Here is a 16,520-nt window from a genome sequence, read left to right as displayed (position 1 = left end):
CAGGCCACACTTGGGCTGGTCGCAGGCGGGCGGACCTGTGCGAGCATGGATCTCGTGACTTCGACGTGGGTTGAGCCTTCCAGCACCGCGACCGCCCTGTTGCTGCTCGGCCGGGGCAGCGACCCGGCCAGCGAGCGCGGCGTCGACTGCCCGGGCGAGCTCCCGGCACCCAGCGATCCGGATCTGGTCGCCCGGGCCACCGCCGCCAAGGCGGCGCTCGGCGACCGGGTCTTCGTGCTCGGTCACCACTACCAGCGCGACGAGGTCATCCAGTTCGCCGATGTCACCGGCGACTCGTTCAAGCTGGCCCGGGAGGCCGCCGCACGGCCGTCGGCCGAGTTCATCGTCTTCTGCGGTGTGCACTTCATGGCGGAGAGCGCCGACATCCTGACCGGCGACGCGCAGCGGGTGGTGCTGCCGGATCTGGCCGCCGGCTGTTCGATGGCGGACATGGCCGCCCTCGGCCAGGTGGAGACCGCCTGGGAGGCGCTGGCCGACGCGGGCGCGGCCGACTCGACTGTGCCGGTGACGTACATGAACTCGTCGGCGGACATCAAGGGCTTCGTCGGCCGCAACGGCGGGGTGGTCTGCACCTCGTCGAACGCCAAGCGCGCGTTGACCTGGGCGTTCGAGCGCGGTCAGCGGGTGCTGTTCCTGCCGGACCAGCATCTGGGCCGCAACACGGCGGTGCTGGAGATGGGGCTGGACGCCGACGACTGTGTGCTCTACGACCCGCACAAGCCCGGTGGTGGGCTGACCGCGCAGCAGTTGCGCGAGGCGAAGATGGTGCTCTGGCGGGGGCACTGTTCGGTGCACGGCCGGTTCACCCGCAGCAGCGTCGACGAGGTACGGATGCGGGTGCCCGGGGTCAACGTGCTGGTCCACCCGGAGTGCCGCTACGAGGTGGTCACCGCCGCCGACCAGATCGGCTCGACGGAGTACATCATCCGGACCATCGAGGCCGCCCCGGCCGGATCGGCGTGGGCCGTGGGCACGGAGCTGAATCTGGTCCGCCGGTTGGCGCTGGCCCACCCGGACAAGCAGGTCATGTTCCTGGACCGGACGGTCTGCTACTGCTCGACGATGAACCGGATCGACCTGCCGCACCTGGTGTGGGCGTTGGAAGAGCTGGTCGCCGGCCGGGTGCCGAACCAGATCACGGTCGAGCCGCGTACGGCGCACTTCGCGCGGGTCGCGTTGGACCAGATGCTGGCACTGCCCTGATCGGACAGGCTCCCTGATCGGATAGCGGACACCGCATCACCAGATCACCCAACGTAATCTAGCTCCTACGTATACGTGCCATCGTTCCCGAATTCGTGCCAATCGCAGCCGCTGCGGGATCCCACTTCCATCACGGAGCGCTATGCTGCCTCAGGCGACGAACGGGCAGCGCGGATCTTCGATGCTCCCCGGTGACAGCCGGTAACCGGATGTCACCCGAGGTCCACCGACCGCCGGCTCCGTACGCGGGTCGTCCGGTTTCACTCACCGCCGGTCGGGACATGTTGATCCCATCTCGCCGGGCCAGCTCCACCCCACAAGACGGCAGCATCGACGCGCTGGAGGTTTCCTTGACCGACGACGTCCTGATCGTGCACGGCGGCACTCCCCTGCACGGGCAGATCCGGGTTCGAGGCGCCAAGAATCTCGTCTCCAAGGCGATGGTGGCCGCCCTGCTCGGCGACGAGCCGAGCAGGTTGTACGACGTACCGCGGATCCGCGACGTCGAGATCGTCCGGGGCCTGCTCGAACTGCACGGGGTCAAGGTCAGCGACGGCGTTGAGGACGGCGAGCTGGTGCTCGATCCGGCCAATGTGGAAAGCGCCTCGTTCGACCAGATCAACGTGCACGCGGGGTCCAGCCGGATTCCGATCCTGTTCTGCGGCCCGCTGCTGCACCGGCTCGGCCACGCGTTCATCCCGGACCTCGGCGGTTGCCACATCGGTCCGCGGCCGATCGACTTCCATATGCAGGCGCTGCGCGAGTTCGGCGCGGTCGTCGAAAAGACCCCGCAAGGGCTGCACCTGACCGCGCCCAACGGTCTGCACGGCACCAAGTTCGAGCTGCCGTACCCGAGCGTCGGCGCCACCGAGCAGGTGCTGCTGACCGCCGTACTCGCCGACGGGGTGACCGAGCTGCGCAACGCCGCGGTCGAGCCGGAGATCGTCGACCTGATCTGCGTCATGCAGAAGATGGGCGCGATCATCAAGGTGCACACCGACCGGGTGATCGAGATCCACGGCGTTCCCCGGCTCGGCGGCTACTCGCACCGGCCGATCCCGGACCGGATCGAGGCAGCCAGCTGGGCGGCGGCGGCGCTGGCCACCGGCGGCGACGTCAACGTGCTCGGCGCGCAGCAGGCCGACATGATGACCTTCCTGAACGTGTTCCGGTCGGTCGGCGGCGCGTACCAGGTCACCGACGCCCGCCCACCGCGCGTCGGCAGCGCCGGCCAGGAGGGCGGCATCCGGTTCTGGCACCCGGGTAACGAACTGCGCGCGGTGGCCCTGGAGACCGACGTGCACCCGGGCTTCATGACCGACTGGCAGCAGCCGTTGGTCGTCGCGTTGACCCAGGCCCGTGGGCTGTCGATCGTCCACGAGACGGTGTACGAGCAGCGGCTGGGCTACACCGAGGCGCTCAACACGATGGGCGCGACGATCCAGGTCTACCGGGAGTGCCTGGGCGGTACGCCGTGCCGGTTCGGCCGGCGCAACTTCAAGCACTCGGCGGTGATCGCCGGGCCCAGCAAGCTGCACGCCGCCGACCTGGTCATCCCGGACCTGCGGGCCGGGTTCAGCCACCTGATCGCGGCGCTCGCCGCCGAGGGCACTTCCCGGGTGTACGGCGTCGACCTGATCAACCGCGGCTACGAGGACTTCGAGGCCAAGCTGGCCGACCTCGGCGCCCACGTGGAACGCCCCTGATCCGAACGCGTCCAGTCGCCGACCCGACGCGTCCTCGCCCGGGTCTGACGTACCCGTGCCCGGTTCGTGCCGTTGTGGCCCGGACCGGGCACGGTCGCGGGGCCTTCACCCACCGGTCGGCGCACGACGACCGGGTGCGAGGTGCGGGTGACGCACCTGGTTGGCTACCCTTCACGCGTGCCGTCGCTGTTTCGCCGCAAGTCCGCCGATGTCGTGGAGGCCGACCTGCCGGAGGACGATGTTCCCCCGTCGCAGGACGAGGCCGGGTCCGCCCGTGCCCGCAGCCACACGCCGAGCAAGAAGGAACTCGGCGTGGTCACCCCGAAGCGGCCGGGTGCCGGCCGCCGACCGGCGGGCAGCACCAAGCCGCTGACCAAGCAGGAGGCCCGCGAGCAGCGGCGGGCCAGGCGGGCGGCGATCTCGGAGGAGTTCCGCCGCGAGGGCGGGCCCCGCGACCGGGCCCCGGAGCGGGGGCTCGCCCGCGACGTGGTGGATTCCCGGCGTACGGTCGGCACCTGGTTCTTCGGCGGGGCGTTGCTCGTGTTGATCGGGTCCGGGCCGACGATGCCACCGGTGGTGCAGTTGGCGTCGAATCTGCTCTGGGTGACGCTGGCGGTGCTGGTGGTCCTCGACTCGGTGTTGATCTCCCGCCGGATTCGTAAACTGGTCCGGGAGCGGTTCCCCAAGTCGGACCAGCGGATGGGCGGCCTGTACTTCTACGCCATCATGCGCGCGATGACGTTCCGCCGGATGCGCACCCCGATCCCCCGGGTGGAGCTCGGCGACAAGATCTGACCGGCCCGGCGGGCGCTGGACGGGCTACGGCACCCGAGCAGCCGGAGCGCCTCGGCGAGGGCGGAAAAGACACTGTTTCGATTCAGTACGGGCGGTTCGGTGGCGTCGACCGAGCCCGCGCGGCTACCCTCCATCCGCAACCACGCCGCCACTGGGCCGGGGGGACCCGATCGGGTTGCCACGGTCGCTCAGCGAGTATTCGACGAGGTGACACGCCGTGAGCGAGCCACACGGACCGCTGACACGGTTCTCGCCTGCCCGGCGGGCCGCCCGTAACGACACCCGCGGCGAGGTGCCGGCGTGACCGAGGGGTACTTCGACCGTCGTTGGCAATCTTGGCAGTGGGAAGACGACGGCGCACCGGACCGTTCGGCCGACGGACATCGTGACGTCAGCTGGGACGACGACGACCGGTGGGAAGCGATGCGCCGGGCGCGGGATCACCGGCCGCAGGAACCGGGCTGGGTCACCGATCCGACCAGCGAATGGGTGCCGCTGCCGGGTCAGCGCTACCCCGGCGACAACGGCGCGGGTCGGTCGGTCCGACGGGAGCCGACCAGCCGCGGTGTCAGCCGTGGGCGAGCCAACGTCTACCAGTCCGGTTCCGGATCCGGGCGGGCACCTGTCGGCGACCGGACAGACCAGCCCCCGGCCCGCAGGCCGCAGTTTGACGCCGACCGGGCCCGGCGGGACGGTCACCGCGAGGCGCCACGCCCGAACGGACCTGGGCCGGAAGCCGCCGGAGCCGCTGGCTGGTTCGCCGAGGGCGGCCAGCAGCAGCCGTCCCACACCGACGGGACCGGCCGTCGGCAGCATCCCGACGACGTGTTCCACCAACGCCGCCGGCATCCGGACGCTGTCTTCCATGAGCGCCCGCACCCACCGGAGCGACGCCGTGGTGGTCCACCCGCCGAGCGGGAGCGGCCCCAATGGCAACCGGCTGAGCCGTTCGACCGGGACCGGCCGCAGCCTCGTGACCAACGGCCGCCGGTGCGGCCGGACGGCCCGGTGTCCCGGTGGGACCAGCACCACCGGGCAGGCCCACCGGACGGCCCTCGCCGGGACGGACAGCAGCCCTCGGACGCCGACCCGCGCCGCACCCCGCAGCGGTGGCATGCGCCACCACCGACGGCACCCGCACCACCGACGGCACCCGCACCACCGACGGCACCGCCGACACCGGCACCGGATCGCCCGGCGGCCGCCCGCCAACACGCCCGGCAGCCGGGGCCGGACGAGGTGTACCGGGTCAAGCCCGCCGCCCAGGCGCCTCCGCCGACGCCCACTCCGACGCTGGCACCCACGTCTCCGGCGGCACGGCCCCGGCCAGCCGCTCCGGTCGCCCCGGAGCGTCCGACAGCGTCCCCGGAGGGTCAGGTCTCCGGCGCGGTCCCGCCACCGCCGGGTCGGATGCCCACGGCAGGGGCGGTCACCGACGGCCGGATCCACCGACCGGTTCCGGGTCAGACCGGCGAACAACTGCCGATTCCGGTCTCCGCCCCGGCCGGGCCGCCCCCGGAGTTCCGGGTGCAGACGCCGACCGGCGAGCACCCGCAGATCCGGCCGGTCCCCCGAGGGGAGGATGCCGCCACACCGGAGTACGTGGTGCGCGCCAAGGCCGAGCCGCGGCACGCCCCGCCGCCGTACATCGTGCGCCCGCAGCCAGACCAGCCAGCACCGCCGCGACCGGCGCAAGCCTCCCCGACGGTGCCCATGGCTGCTCCGCCGACGCCGGTCTTCCCCACCGCCGCACCGTCCGGTCGGGTTCCGTCCGACGCCTCGGTCCCAGTCCCGGCGGAGGCCCCAGCCGAGGTCCCGGCGGAGGCCCCACTCCAGTCGGACCTTTCGGTGTCACCGGCCGCCGCGCTGGTACGGCCGGACGCAGCGCCCGCTGCGGAAACCTCCACCACTGCGGACAGCGACGGTGGACCGGCTCCGCTGCCCGACCAGCTCAATAGCGGCCCGGCCGACACCGACCCAGCCGGTACCGACCCGGTCGACACCGACCCGGTCGACACCGACCCGGTCGACACCGACCCTGCTGCCGGACCAACCGACGATCCGACCGGTACCGCCCCGGACGACAACGATGGCGGCTCCGGCCCTACCGGGCCGCCGGCCAGTCCGGACACCGTCCTACCGGTCACCGGGACCGCCGCCGGTTCGGCAACGGCGCTCGGCGCACCCACTATGCTGGCCCCGCTCGTACAGCCGGACCAGCCGGCCGACGAACCCGACCCGGCACCGGATCCCGAGACCGCACCGGACGAGACCGAGCCCCAGCTCAGCGACCCCGAACAGATGCTGTCGTCGTACCACTGGCGTTTCCACCACGAGACGCTGCGTGAGCTGGTGGACAATCCCGACGAGTTCCGGGCCATCCGGGACCGGCTCACCGAGAAGATCGAACCGGCGACCGACAACGCCACCCGGGCCCGGCTGTTGAGCCTGCGGGCGGTCGTCTCCCGGATCCTCGGCGACCTCGGCAAGGCACTGGCCGACGCCAAACTGGCGCTGGCGCACGCCGAGGCGACCGGGGAGCTACGCCGGGTCGCGATCGCCCAGGCACGGCTGGCGCACGTGCTGCAGTGGCGGGGTGACTTCGCCGAGGCGGACCGGTTGTTCGAGGAGGCCAACTCGGCCGAGCTACCCGACCGGCTCCGGGCCACGATGCACGAACATGCCGGCCGGTCCTGCTACGACCAGGGCCGCTACATGGAGGCGTGCAACCACTTTGAACGTGCGCTGGAGCTGCGCAAGGTCGAGGATCCGGACCTGATCGCGCGTACCGAACTCGCGCTGGACGCGGTGTTCGCCAAGGTCGCCGAGAACGGTTGGGGGCCGTACCCCCGGGACCGGGAGGAGATCCTGCGGCTGCACCGTCCGCCGCGACCGACCTTCAACGACCGGGCCCAGCAATGGGGGTACGCGGGGGTCGACGGCGAGCTGGTGATCGCTCCCGGCTACGCCGACGTCCAGCCGTTCCACGAGGGGGTGGCCTGGGTCCGCCGGCCGGAGGCCAAGTGGTGGGAGCTGATCGACGAGTCGGGGACGACGGTGATCGCGCCAACCGCCGGCTACATCGGGGTCGGCTCGTTCTCCGACGGACTCGCCTGGGTCACCGCCGACGGCACCGGCAGCTGGATCGCCATCGACCGGAACAACACCGTGGTGATCGGGACCGGCTTCGAGGACGTACGCCCGTTCCGGCGCGGCGTCGCGGTGGTCCGGCGCGGGGGCTGGGGCGCGGTCGACAAGACCGGCCGGATGCTGCTCCCGCCCCGGTTCGGCGGCTTCCCGACCGCACTCACCGACGGCCGCTACATCGACGGCTTCACCGACGAGGGTTTGGCGATCATCGACTCGGGTGGGCGCAAGGGCGTGGTCGACCGGTCCGGACGCATGGTCGTACCACCGGTGCATCCGGCGATGGCGATCCATCCGGTGGCGTTCCTGGTCGCGGCCCCCAACGGACACTGGGGGGCGTTGGACCGGCGCGGGGAACCGCTGATCGACCCGGTGCTGCCCAGCCGCGCGGACGTGATGGACGAGATCGACCGGCTGCTGGCCGACACCAAACCGCTGCTGTGACGCGGCGGTACGCGGCGCCCGTACCGGACAACCGGTCCGTCGGCACCATCGCGAGATCGATTTACCGCTGTACGTAAGCTCATGCCGACCCCCCCGGCGGGCCGACCGACGACTAGGGTTGGGGCATGGAATTCCGACACCTAGGCCGCTCCGGCATGCTCGTCAGCGAGATCTCCTACGGAAACTGGATCACCCACGGATCGCAGGTGGAGGAAGAGGCAGCCAACGCCTGCGTGCGCGCCGCGCTGGACGTCGGCATCACTACCTTCGACACCGCCGACACGTACGCCGGCACCCGGGCCGAGGAGGTGCTCGGCCGAGCGCTGCGTGGCGAACGCCGGGAAGGGCTGGAGATCCTGACCAAGGTCTTCTGGCCGACCGGCGAGGGGCGCAACGACCGGGGACTGTCCCGCAAGCACATCATGGAGTCGATCAACGGCTCGCTGCGCCGGCTGCAGACCGACTACGTCGACCTTTACCAGGCGCACCGGTTCGACTACGCCACGCCGTTGGAGGAGACGATGGAGGCCTTCGCCGACATCGTGCATTCCGGCAAGGCCCACTACATCGGGGTCTCGGAGTGGAACGCCTCGCAGATCCGTCAGGGTCACGCGCTGGCCCGTGAGCTGAAGATCCCACTGGTGTCCAACCAGCCGCAGTACTCGATGCTGTGGCGGGTCATCGAGGCTGAGGTGATCCCGGCCAGCGAGGAACTCGGCGTCGGGCAGATCGTCTTCTCGCCACTGGGTCAGGGTGTGCTCACCGGCAAGTACCAGCCTGGTCAGCCACCGCCGGCCGGCTCCCGGGCCACCGACCAGTCCGGGGGCGCAACGTTCATCGCCCGGTTCATGACCGACCAGACGCTGAGCACCGTGGCGCAGCTCAAGCCACTGGCCGAGCAGGCCGGCCTGTCGATGGCCCAGCTGGCCCTCGCCTGGGTGCTGCAGAACCCCAACGTGTCGTCGGCCATCATTGGTGCCACCCGGCCCGAGCAGGTGCGGGACAACGTCAAGGCCAGCGGGGTCCAACTGGACGGTGGCCTGATGAAGGCCATCGACGAGATCCTGGAGCCGATCGTCGAGCGGGACCCGGGCAGGACCGTCAGCCCGGCCAGTCGGCCGTAGCCGGCCCCGTGCGAGGTCATGCCGCTGCGGGCGGAGCCGCAGCGGCATGACGCGTCGTAGGTGCACGCACCCGGCCCGGCGCTAATGGACCGCCGCCACGCCGGGCAGCCGTCAGGACCAGAAACGGATCAGCGCCAACCCGTAGCCGTAGAGCGGCGCGGGCAGCCCGAACATGTCGCCCAACCAGAACACGGCCCGGAAGAACGCGCCGCCGATCTGGTCGTCCCACAGCAACGCGAACAGGCCGATGAAGCCGAACGGCGCGAGCACCTGGTAACCGCGCTGCCAGGCCGGTGGCAGCCACGGTTGGACCATGTTGCCGCCGTCCAGTCCGGGGACCGGCAGCAGGTTGAGCACACTGGCGGTCAACTGCAGGAAGCCCAGCAGGGCGATCCCCGCCCAGAACTCCTGGCGGGTGCCCGGATTCACACCGGCGAGGAACGGCACCGCGAGCACCACCGCGAGAGACACGTTGACCGCCGGGCCGGCGAGGCTCACCAGGGTGTGCCGGACGCGGCCCGCGATCCGGTGCCGGTCCACCCAGACCGCGCCGCCGGGCAGGCCGATCCCGCCGAGCAGGACCACCAGCACCGGCAACGCGACGGACAGCAGCGGATGGGTGTACCGGAACGGGTTGAGCGTCAGATAGCCGCGGCGCGCCACGCTGCGGTCACCGAACCGGTAGGCAACCAGCGCGTGCGCGTACTCGTGCAGGCAGAGCGAGACCAACCAGCCGCTGACCACCAGCACGAAGACGGCCACCCGGGCGTACCGCTCACCCGACCAGGCGAGTGCGCCACTGCCGGCCACCAGTGCGACCAGGACGAGGAAGACCGGACTGGGCCGCCAGCTCGTCGTCGGCCGACCGGCCCGCAGGCCACCCGACGGTCCGTCGGACGGCACCGGCCGCATCTCACTTGCCTGCCGGCAGCAGACTCATCCGGTACTCGGTGCGGTCGTCCTCCAACAGCTCGACCGAGGCGACGCCTGCCGCGGCCAACTCCCGCCAGGCCTGGCCGATCCAGGACTCGGCGTCGGCCTGGGTGCCGAACGTCTCGGCCGGCCCCTGCGTGGGCTGACCTTCCGCGTCCACGTACCGCCAACTCCATGGCATGTGCTGCTCCCCTCGGCGATGGACGCCGCAAGCCTAGCCGCGGCCGGTGACATCCCACCTCACCGGAGCACGGCCGGCACCGCCCCGGCAGGTCACGGCCGGCCGCGCCCGCCGTAAGGTACTGGCATGTCCGTTGGCGGGTGGCAGTCCATTCTTGTACTCGGTGGAATCCGGTCCGGCAAGTCCGACTTCGCCGAGTCCCTGATCACCGGTGATCCGATGGTGCGTTACGTGGCGACGGGTGCGGCCGATCCGTCCGACGCCGAGTGGCTCGCCCGGATCGGGGCGCACCGGGCCCGCCGGCCGGCCGACTGGCACACCGACGAGGCCACCGGGGATCCGGGCCGGCTGATCGAGGCGATCTCGTCGGCCCGCGCGGATGAGACGCTGCTCGTCGACGACCTGGGCGGTTGGGTCGCCGCGCTGCTCGATCCGACCCGGCAACCAGCCGACGACCGGGCCACCATCGCTGAGCTCTGTGCTGCGGTGCGGTCCTGCCCGGCCCGGTTGGTGCTGGTCAGCCCGGAGGTAGGGCTGGCGTTGGTGCCGTCCACACCGGTCGGGCGGGCGTTCGCGGACGCGCTCGGCTCAACCAACCAACTGCTGGCCGAGGTGTCCGACGCGGTAGTGCTGGTCGTGGCCGGACAACCGGTGCAGCTCAAGTCGACCGGTCCGGCCGCGACCGCCACGGTGACCAGCCCGGAGCCGCAGTCGCAAGCCGGGCCGGAGCCGGCCGCGACCAATGGGTCCGGCGCGGCGGCACAGATCGCCCCCGGGATGACCCTGCCGATGCCGGCGGAGAAGACCCGGACCGCCGGCATCGCCCGGCTGGGCCAGCTGGACCTGCCCGGAGCCGGGTTCGGTGCGCTCGAGAACGTCATCGGCTTCGCCGCCGGTACGCAGGACGCGACCAGCCCGCAACCGTGGGACCAGGTCCAGGTGGTGCTGGTCCACGGCGACCACGAAGGTGGAGTCGCCGCCGGCGACAGCCCGCAGGACTCGGCGCGCCGGGCCGACCAGGCCCGCGCCGGCCACGGGGCGCTGGCGCGGCTGGCCGCCACCGCCGGTGCGGTCGTCGACGTCGTTGCCGCCCCCGTCGCCGCCCCGATCGAACATCAGCCGGCGCTCACCCCCGACGAGGTGAACAGCGCCTTGGCAACCGGGTGGGAGGTGGCGCAGCGGGCCGGCCGGGCCGGCGTGGCGGCGATCGTCATCGCCGCCTGCGGCGCGGGCGGTGCCGCCGCAGCGGCCGCCGTCGTCGCGGCGACCACCGGGGCGGAACCGGCGGCGCTGCTCGGCCGGGTGTCCGCAGCGGGCGGAAAGGTCGACGACGCCGCGTGGATGTCGCGGTGCGCCGCCGTACGCGACGCGCTGCACCGCACCCGGCGCGGCACCCGTGGTGCCCGGGAGGTGCTGGCGGAGTACGCCGGCGGGGACGTCGCGGTGGCCACCGGGGTGCTGCTCGGCGCGACCGCCAACCGGATCCCGGTGCTGCTGGACGGCCCGGTCGGGGTGGCCGCCGCGCTGGTCAGCCGGGATCTCGCCGGCCAGACCCGGCACTGGTGCCTGCTGCCCGACCACGGCCGGCAGCCGACCGTTCGGCACGCGGCGGACGTACTCGGCCTGACCCCGCTTCTGGATCTGCGGCTCGACCTGGGTGAGGGCGCCACCGCGCTGGCCGCGTTGCCGCTGCTGCGTTCGACGCTCGCCCTGGCCGACACGCTCGGCGAACACCCGACGTTCGCCGAACCGGAGCCGGCCGGTCCCGGTCCGGCGGCCGCCGGACCGGCCGCCGCCGACCCGGTGCGGTGACCGCCGGACCGCCCACCGGTCCGGGACATGCGGTGTCCGCCGGCGTCCGGCTCGCCGTCACCACCTTCACCGTGTTTCCGCTGCGGCCCGGTCCGGTGCACCGACCGGCGGCGGCCGCGGCGATGGCGGTCGCCCCGGTGGTCGGCCTCGGTCTCGGCGTACTTCTGGCAACGACCCTGCTCGCGCTCTCGGCCGCCGGAACCCCGGCGCTGGTCGCCGCTGCGGTGGTGACGGGCCTGGCTGCGGCGTCGACCCGAGGGCTGCACCTGGACGGACTGGCCGACACCGTCGACGCGCTCGGCTCGCACCGGCCCGCCGACGGCGCGCTGGCGGTGATGCGCCGGCCGGACATCGGCCCGTTCGGCGTGGTGGCCCTGGTCGTCGTGCTGCTGGCGCAGACGGCGTCGCTCGGTTCGCTACCGGCCGGACGGTCGTGGCCGGCGGTGCTGGCGGCGGTCGCCACCGCGGTCGCGGCAGGCCGCCTCGCGGTCACCTGGGCCTGCCGCCAGGCCGTGCCGGCCGCCCGACCGGACGGGCTCGGCGCGCTGGTGGCCGGCACCCAGCGGTGGCCGCTGCTGGCGGCCGGCACGGTCCTGGTCGCCGCCGTGGCGGTCGCCGCCGTACCCGGCCGACCCTGGCAGGGGCCGCTGGTGGTGCTGGGCGCCGTGCTGCTGTGGCAGACCTGGCTGCGCCATCTGGTACGCCGGTTCGGCGGGATCACCGGCGATGTGCTGGGTGCCGGGGTCGAATTCACCACCACCGCCGTCTACCTGGGCCTGGTAACCGTGCGGTGACCCGGTGTCAGGTGACCGGCGGTGCCGGCCGCACCCCGACCGGCCGTCGGCAACGGGCCACGGCGATCGGCAACCTCGGCCGCCACGGGTCCGGTGCCGGGTAGCGTTCACCTCGCCAGCGACGCACGACCCGGGGAGCAGGGAGCACCTATGGCCGCCAGTTCGGACGACCTGCTGCTGCCAGTGCCGGTCCCGGAGTCGCTGGCCGCCACGTACCTGGTCCCGGTGGTACCGCCGGACGCGGCTGTACCGGAGGCGCTGGACGCGGTGGACTGGCTCGGTGACCGGCTGCCCCGACCGGTGCGCGACCTGACCCGACAGATGCTCGGCAGTCCGCTGATGACCGTGCAGACCCGCCCGGTCGACCGGCTGCCGGAGCTGCCGCCGGATCTGCTGGCCGCGTTCGGGGCAACCGGCGGTCAGCTGGCCCGACTCCGCACCGCACAGCGTTGTGTCGTGGTCCAGGCCAACTACCGGCCGGGTTGGCCGCCGGCGCATGAGTGGGCCGCGCGGGCGGTCGGCGCGGCGCTGGCCGACGCCCTCGACGTCGACCTGATCGACCTGTTCGGGCTGCAGTTCCTCGACCCGGCGGGTGCGTTGCGGTCGCTGCCCGACGCCGACGGCCGGATCCGCCTGGTCGACTGGATCCTGGTGCCCTACTCCCCCGACGACGACGGGCTCTGGTTCACCACGAAAGGGCTGCGTCGGTTCGGGCTGCTGGAGCTGCAGGCGCAGCAGGTGCCGCCGAGGTTCGTCCGGGCCTGGGGGGCGATCATGACCGGGACCGCCCGCCGGCTGCTGCGGATCTGGACCGAGGCCCTGGCTGAACCGGAGCCGCCGGCCTTCGTCCAGTTGCCGGTGAATTTGCCGGTGTCCGGCCACGACATCGCCGTCGCGTACGGCAACCAGGACCGGCACGATTCGGCGGGTTCGGCGCTGCTGCGGATCGTGCTGGACCCGTCGACCGATCCGGAGGCCGACTCCTTCCTCACCCTCCGCCCGCCGCCGCAGGTCGCCGACAGCGACGCCGGGGACTATTTCACCCAGGTCTGCGGCGAGCTCTTCGGCGCCGGGCAGCCGGAGATCCACTACGCCCGGCGCAGCGACGCGATGGCACAGGCGATCACCACCGCCCGCCGGTCGCTGGGCGAGGTCCGGGCCCGGTACCTCGCCCGCGCGCTCGGCGGTCAACTGCTGGTCAAGTACGGTCTCACCGCGCCGGACGGCCACGAGTACGTATGGGCCAACGTCACCGGCTGGCCGCATCCCGGCCGGATCCACGCGGCCAGCACGGTCGACGCGGTCTGCGACCCGACCGTACGGGTCGGCAGCCCGGTCGAGGTGGACGCCGCGGACGTGGTCGACTGGGCGCTGATCAGCGGCGACCGAATGGTGGAGGGTGGTTGGACCGAGTCGGTACTCGATCAGGGCGACCGGGGCCCGACCGGGCGGTGAGCGGTCCGGTCGGGCGCTGAGCCGGGACGCCGTCAGCGCAGCGGGCAGTCAACGCACCGACGACGGTACGAACGGCGGGGTCACCACCCGCATCGGCGCGTGTCGGCCGCGCACGTCAACCTGCACCTCGACACCGTCGGTCGGCACCGCAGCGGTGTCCAGCAGAGCCAGGCCGACACCTGCCCTGCGGGTCGGCGAGAAGGTACCGCTGGTCACCGCACCGACCTGCGCTCCGTCGAGCAGCACGGCCATGCCGGGTCGCGGGATGGCCCGCTGCACGGCCTGCAGACCGCGCAGCAGCCGGGCCGGCCCGGCTGCTTTTTCCGCCAGCAGTGTGGTCCGACCCCAGAAGTCCGGTTTGCGCCAGCCGACCGCCCAGCCGAGCCGGGCCTGCACCGGGGTGACCGCCACCGTCAGGTCCTGGCCGTGCAGCGCGTACCCCATCTCGGTGCGCAGCGTGTCCCGAGCGCCCAGCCCACAGGCCCGCGCGGCGATCGGTGTCTCGGCGGCCAGCAGCAGGTCCCACACCCGGCCCGCCGCCTCGGCCGGCACCACCAGTTCGTAGCCGTGCTCGCCGGTGTACCCGGTGCGGCAGACGACCAGTTCGGTGCCGGCCAGCCGACCGGCGACGAAGCTCATGTACGGATGCCCGGTGGGCAGCCCCAGATCGGCGAGGAGTCCGGCCGAGGCCGGTCCCTGCACCGCCAGTACGGCGTACCCGGTGTGCTCGTCGGTAACCGTGACCCCGCCGGGCGCCGCCGCCCGCAGCCGGCCGACCACCTCGCCGGTGTTCGCCGCGTTGGGTACCAGGAACACGTGGTCGTCGGCGTACCGGTAGGCGATGATGTCGTCGACGACGCCGCCGGTGGCGTCGTCACAGCAGAGCGTGTACTGGGCCGAACCGGCGGCGATCCGGTCCAGGTCGTTGCTGAGGCAGGTGTTGACGAACGCCGCCGCGCCGGGTCCGGTGACCCGGGCCTTGCCGAGGTGCGACACGTCGAACACGCCGACGGCGTCACGCACCGCCTCGTGCTCGCGCAGCACGCCGCCGCCGGCGTACTCCAGCGGCATCTGCCAGCCGCCGAAGGCCGCGAACTTCGCGCCGAGCGCGACGTGCCGGTCGTGCAGCGGGGATCTGCGCGGCGCGCCGTCCCCGGTCATGGTCACCTCGGTCATGGGAGGCAACTTACCGGCGGACCCGCAGGTGGCTAGCATCGGCGGGGCACCACCCCGTCCGGCGGAGCAAGTTGCGCCGGAGACCAACCCGCCGGTCGCCACAAGCCGACCGGCCCAGCTGCCGGAGACGCCGAGTGACATCAACCACCACAACCCTGGACCTGGTCGACACCGACCCCGCTGAGCTGGCCGTCGACGCGCTGGTGATCGGCGTACACAGTCAGGACCAGCCGGACGCAGACCAGGCGGCGGCGGACGGCACGCCGGGCACGACGCCCGCCCTGTTGCTGGCGACCGGGGCGGAGAGCATCGCGGTCGCGTTCGAGGGTCGACTGACCGAGGCCCTCAGTCTGCTCGGCGCCACCGGCGCCGCCGGCGAAGTGATCAAGCTGGCCACGCTCGGTACGGTCGGGCCGCCGCTGCTGGTCGCGGTCGGGCTGGGTCCGGAGCCGACCGGCGCGGCGCCCGCCCCGGAGACGCTGCGCCGAGCGACCGGCGCGGCGGTACGGGCACTCGCCGGCACCTCGCGGGTCGCCGTGGCGTTGCCGGTCCCGGATGACGCGGACGGGCCGGCGGCACTGCGCGCGGTCGCCGAGGGCGCGCTGCTCGGTAGCTACCGGTTCGCCGGTTACAAGACCCGGCCGCAGCCGGGCCGACGAGCACCGGTCGCCTCGATCGCCCTGCACGTCACCGACGCCGCCGACCCCGCGGTGCAGGCCGAGGTGGCCCGGGCGGAGGCGGTCGCCGCGGCGGTGATCGCCTGCCGAGACTGGGTGAACACCCCGCCGAACGAGCTGCGGCCACCGGCGTTCGCCGATTCGGTACGGGACACGGCGGTCGCTGCCGGGCTGACCGTGCAGGTGCTGGACGAGCAGGCGCTGATCGACGGGGGCTACGGCGGGATCCTCGCCGTGGGCGGCGGCTCGGCCGCACCGCCCCGGCTGGTGATCGTCTCCTATACCCCGCCGGAGGCGGCCCCGGACGCCCCACGGGTCGCGCTGGTCGGCAAGGGCATCACCTTCGACACCGGCGGCGTGTCGATCAAGCCGGCGCAGGGCATGTGGGAGATGAAGTCGGACATGGCCGGTGCGGCCGCCGTCGGGGCGGCGATGCTGGCGATCGCCGCGCTACGGCCGTCGGTGCCGGTCACCGCGTACCTGCCGATGGCGGAGAACATGCCGTCGGGTACCGCGTACCGGCCCGGCGATGTGGTGACCATGTTCGACGGCAAGCGGGTGGAGGTGCTCAACACCGACGCCGAGGGCCGGATGGTGCTCGCCGACGCGATGGCCCGGGCCTGCGCGGACGGCTGCGACTACCTGCTGGAGACCTCGACGCTGACCGGCGGGCAGGTGGTCGCGCTGGGCAAGCGGATGGCCGGGGTGATGGGCAGCGACGAGCTGTGTGCCCGGGTACGGGCCGGCGGGGACGCGGTGGGTGAGCCGGCCTGGCCGATGCCGCTGCCCGACGACGTCCGCAAGGGCATGGAGTCGGAGGTGGCGGACATCTGCCAGGTGAACTCGGCGATGGACCGGGCCGGCCACATGCTGCAGGGCGGGGTGTTCCTCCGCGAGTTCGTCAGCGAGGGGGTCGCCTGGGCGCACCTCGACGTCGCCGGCCCGGCCTACCACGCCGGCGAGCCGTTCGGCTACTGGAGCAAGGGTGGCACCGGCGTACCGGTGCGCACGCTGGTGCACCTGGTGCAGGACATCGCGGCCAACGGCTGACC

General features: G+C 72.8%; 12 protein-coding genes. 9 read left to right on the top strand and 3 right to left on the bottom strand.

Going from position 1 to position 16,520, the window contains the following annotated elements; genetic code table 11:
• The first annotated feature begins 54 nt into the window (after positions 1 to 54).
• From nadA to O7543_RS00135, 5 genes are all read left to right on the top strand, one after another.
• Positions 55 to 1,224, top strand: a complete 1,170-nt coding sequence (nadA, locus tag O7543_RS00155; protein WP_281550760.1) for a quinolinate synthase NadA — start codon at positions 55 to 57, stop codon at positions 1,222 to 1,224.
• Between the two features lie 350 nt (positions 1,225 to 1,574).
• A complete protein-coding gene (gene murA, locus O7543_RS00150) occupies positions 1,575 to 2,930 on the top strand; it encodes a UDP-N-acetylglucosamine 1-carboxyvinyltransferase (RefSeq protein WP_348650145.1) in 1,356 nt (451 codons plus the stop codon).
• 177 nt (positions 2,931 to 3,107) lie between these two features.
• Positions 3,108 to 3,725, top strand: coding sequence for a DUF3043 domain-containing protein (locus O7543_RS00145; RefSeq protein WP_281550762.1), 618 nt, complete (start codon positions 3,108 to 3,110; stop codon positions 3,723 to 3,725).
• Between the two features lie 300 nt (positions 3,726 to 4,025).
• A complete protein-coding gene (locus O7543_RS00140; RefSeq protein WP_281550763.1) occupies positions 4,026 to 7,316 on the top strand; it encodes a WG repeat-containing protein in 3,291 nt (1,096 codons plus the stop codon).
• Positions 7,317 to 7,441: 125 nt separating this feature from the next.
• The gene (locus tag O7543_RS00135; RefSeq protein WP_278170376.1) at positions 7,442 to 8,440 is read left to right on the top strand and encodes an aldo/keto reductase family protein; all 999 of its coding nucleotides are present in this window, start codon (positions 7,442 to 7,444) and stop codon (positions 8,438 to 8,440) included.
• Positions 8,441 to 8,551: 111 nt separating this feature from the next.
• Here O7543_RS00135 and O7543_RS00130 read toward each other — a convergent pair whose 3' ends face one another.
• Together O7543_RS00130 and O7543_RS00125 are read right to left on the bottom strand one after the other, a co-directional pair.
• The gene (locus O7543_RS00130; protein WP_281550764.1) at positions 8,552 to 9,343 is read right to left on the bottom strand and encodes a site-2 protease family protein; all 792 of its coding nucleotides are present in this window, start codon (positions 9,341 to 9,343) and stop codon (positions 8,552 to 8,554) included.
• Positions 9,344 to 9,353: 10 nt separating this feature from the next.
• Positions 9,354 to 9,554: a hypothetical protein gene (locus O7543_RS00125; protein WP_281550765.1), complete on the bottom strand. Its 201-nt coding sequence runs from the start codon at positions 9,552 to 9,554 to the stop codon at positions 9,354 to 9,356.
• Between the two features lie 126 nt (positions 9,555 to 9,680).
• On the opposite strand from O7543_RS00125, the gene O7543_RS00120 reads away from it, so the two are divergent.
• The 3 genes from O7543_RS00120 to O7543_RS00110 all read left to right on the top strand — a co-directional run bounded on the left by O7543_RS00120 (position 9,681) and on the right by O7543_RS00110 (position 13,615).
• Positions 9,681 to 11,366, top strand: a complete 1,686-nt coding sequence (locus O7543_RS00120; protein ID WP_281550766.1) for a bifunctional adenosylcobinamide kinase/adenosylcobinamide-phosphate guanylyltransferase — start codon at positions 9,681 to 9,683, stop codon at positions 11,364 to 11,366.
• Between the two features lie 32 nt (positions 11,367 to 11,398).
• Positions 11,399 to 12,160: an adenosylcobinamide-GDP ribazoletransferase gene (locus O7543_RS00115; RefSeq protein ID WP_281550767.1), complete on the top strand. Its 762-nt coding sequence runs from the start codon at positions 11,399 to 11,401 to the stop codon at positions 12,158 to 12,160.
• A gap of 150 nt (positions 12,161 to 12,310) precedes the next feature.
• Complete coding sequence (locus tag O7543_RS00110; RefSeq protein ID WP_281550768.1) at positions 12,311 to 13,615, top strand: DUF2314 domain-containing protein; 1,305 nt, start codon at positions 12,311 to 12,313, stop codon at positions 13,613 to 13,615.
• A 48-nt stretch (positions 13,616 to 13,663) separates the two neighbouring features.
• Here the strand turns inward: O7543_RS00110 and gcvT are convergent, their stop codons facing one another.
• Positions 13,664 to 14,791, bottom strand: a complete 1,128-nt coding sequence (gcvT, locus tag O7543_RS00105; RefSeq protein WP_281550769.1) for a glycine cleavage system aminomethyltransferase GcvT — start codon at positions 14,789 to 14,791, stop codon at positions 13,664 to 13,666.
• 134 nt (positions 14,792 to 14,925) lie between these two features.
• On the opposite strand from gcvT, the gene O7543_RS00100 reads away from it, so the two are divergent.
• Positions 14,926 to 16,518 (top strand): leucyl aminopeptidase, encoded by a 1,593-nt coding sequence (locus tag O7543_RS00100; RefSeq protein WP_281550770.1) that lies wholly within the window; start codon positions 14,926 to 14,928, stop codon positions 16,516 to 16,518.
• Positions 16,519 to 16,520: the final 2 nt, after the last annotated feature.

Origin of the sequence: Solwaraspora sp. WMMA2080 (genome assembly GCF_027497395.1) — a bacterium.
Lineage (GTDB): Bacteria > Actinomycetota > Actinomycetes > Mycobacteriales > Micromonosporaceae > Micromonospora_E.
This window is presented reverse-complemented; position numbering and strand designations above follow the sequence as displayed.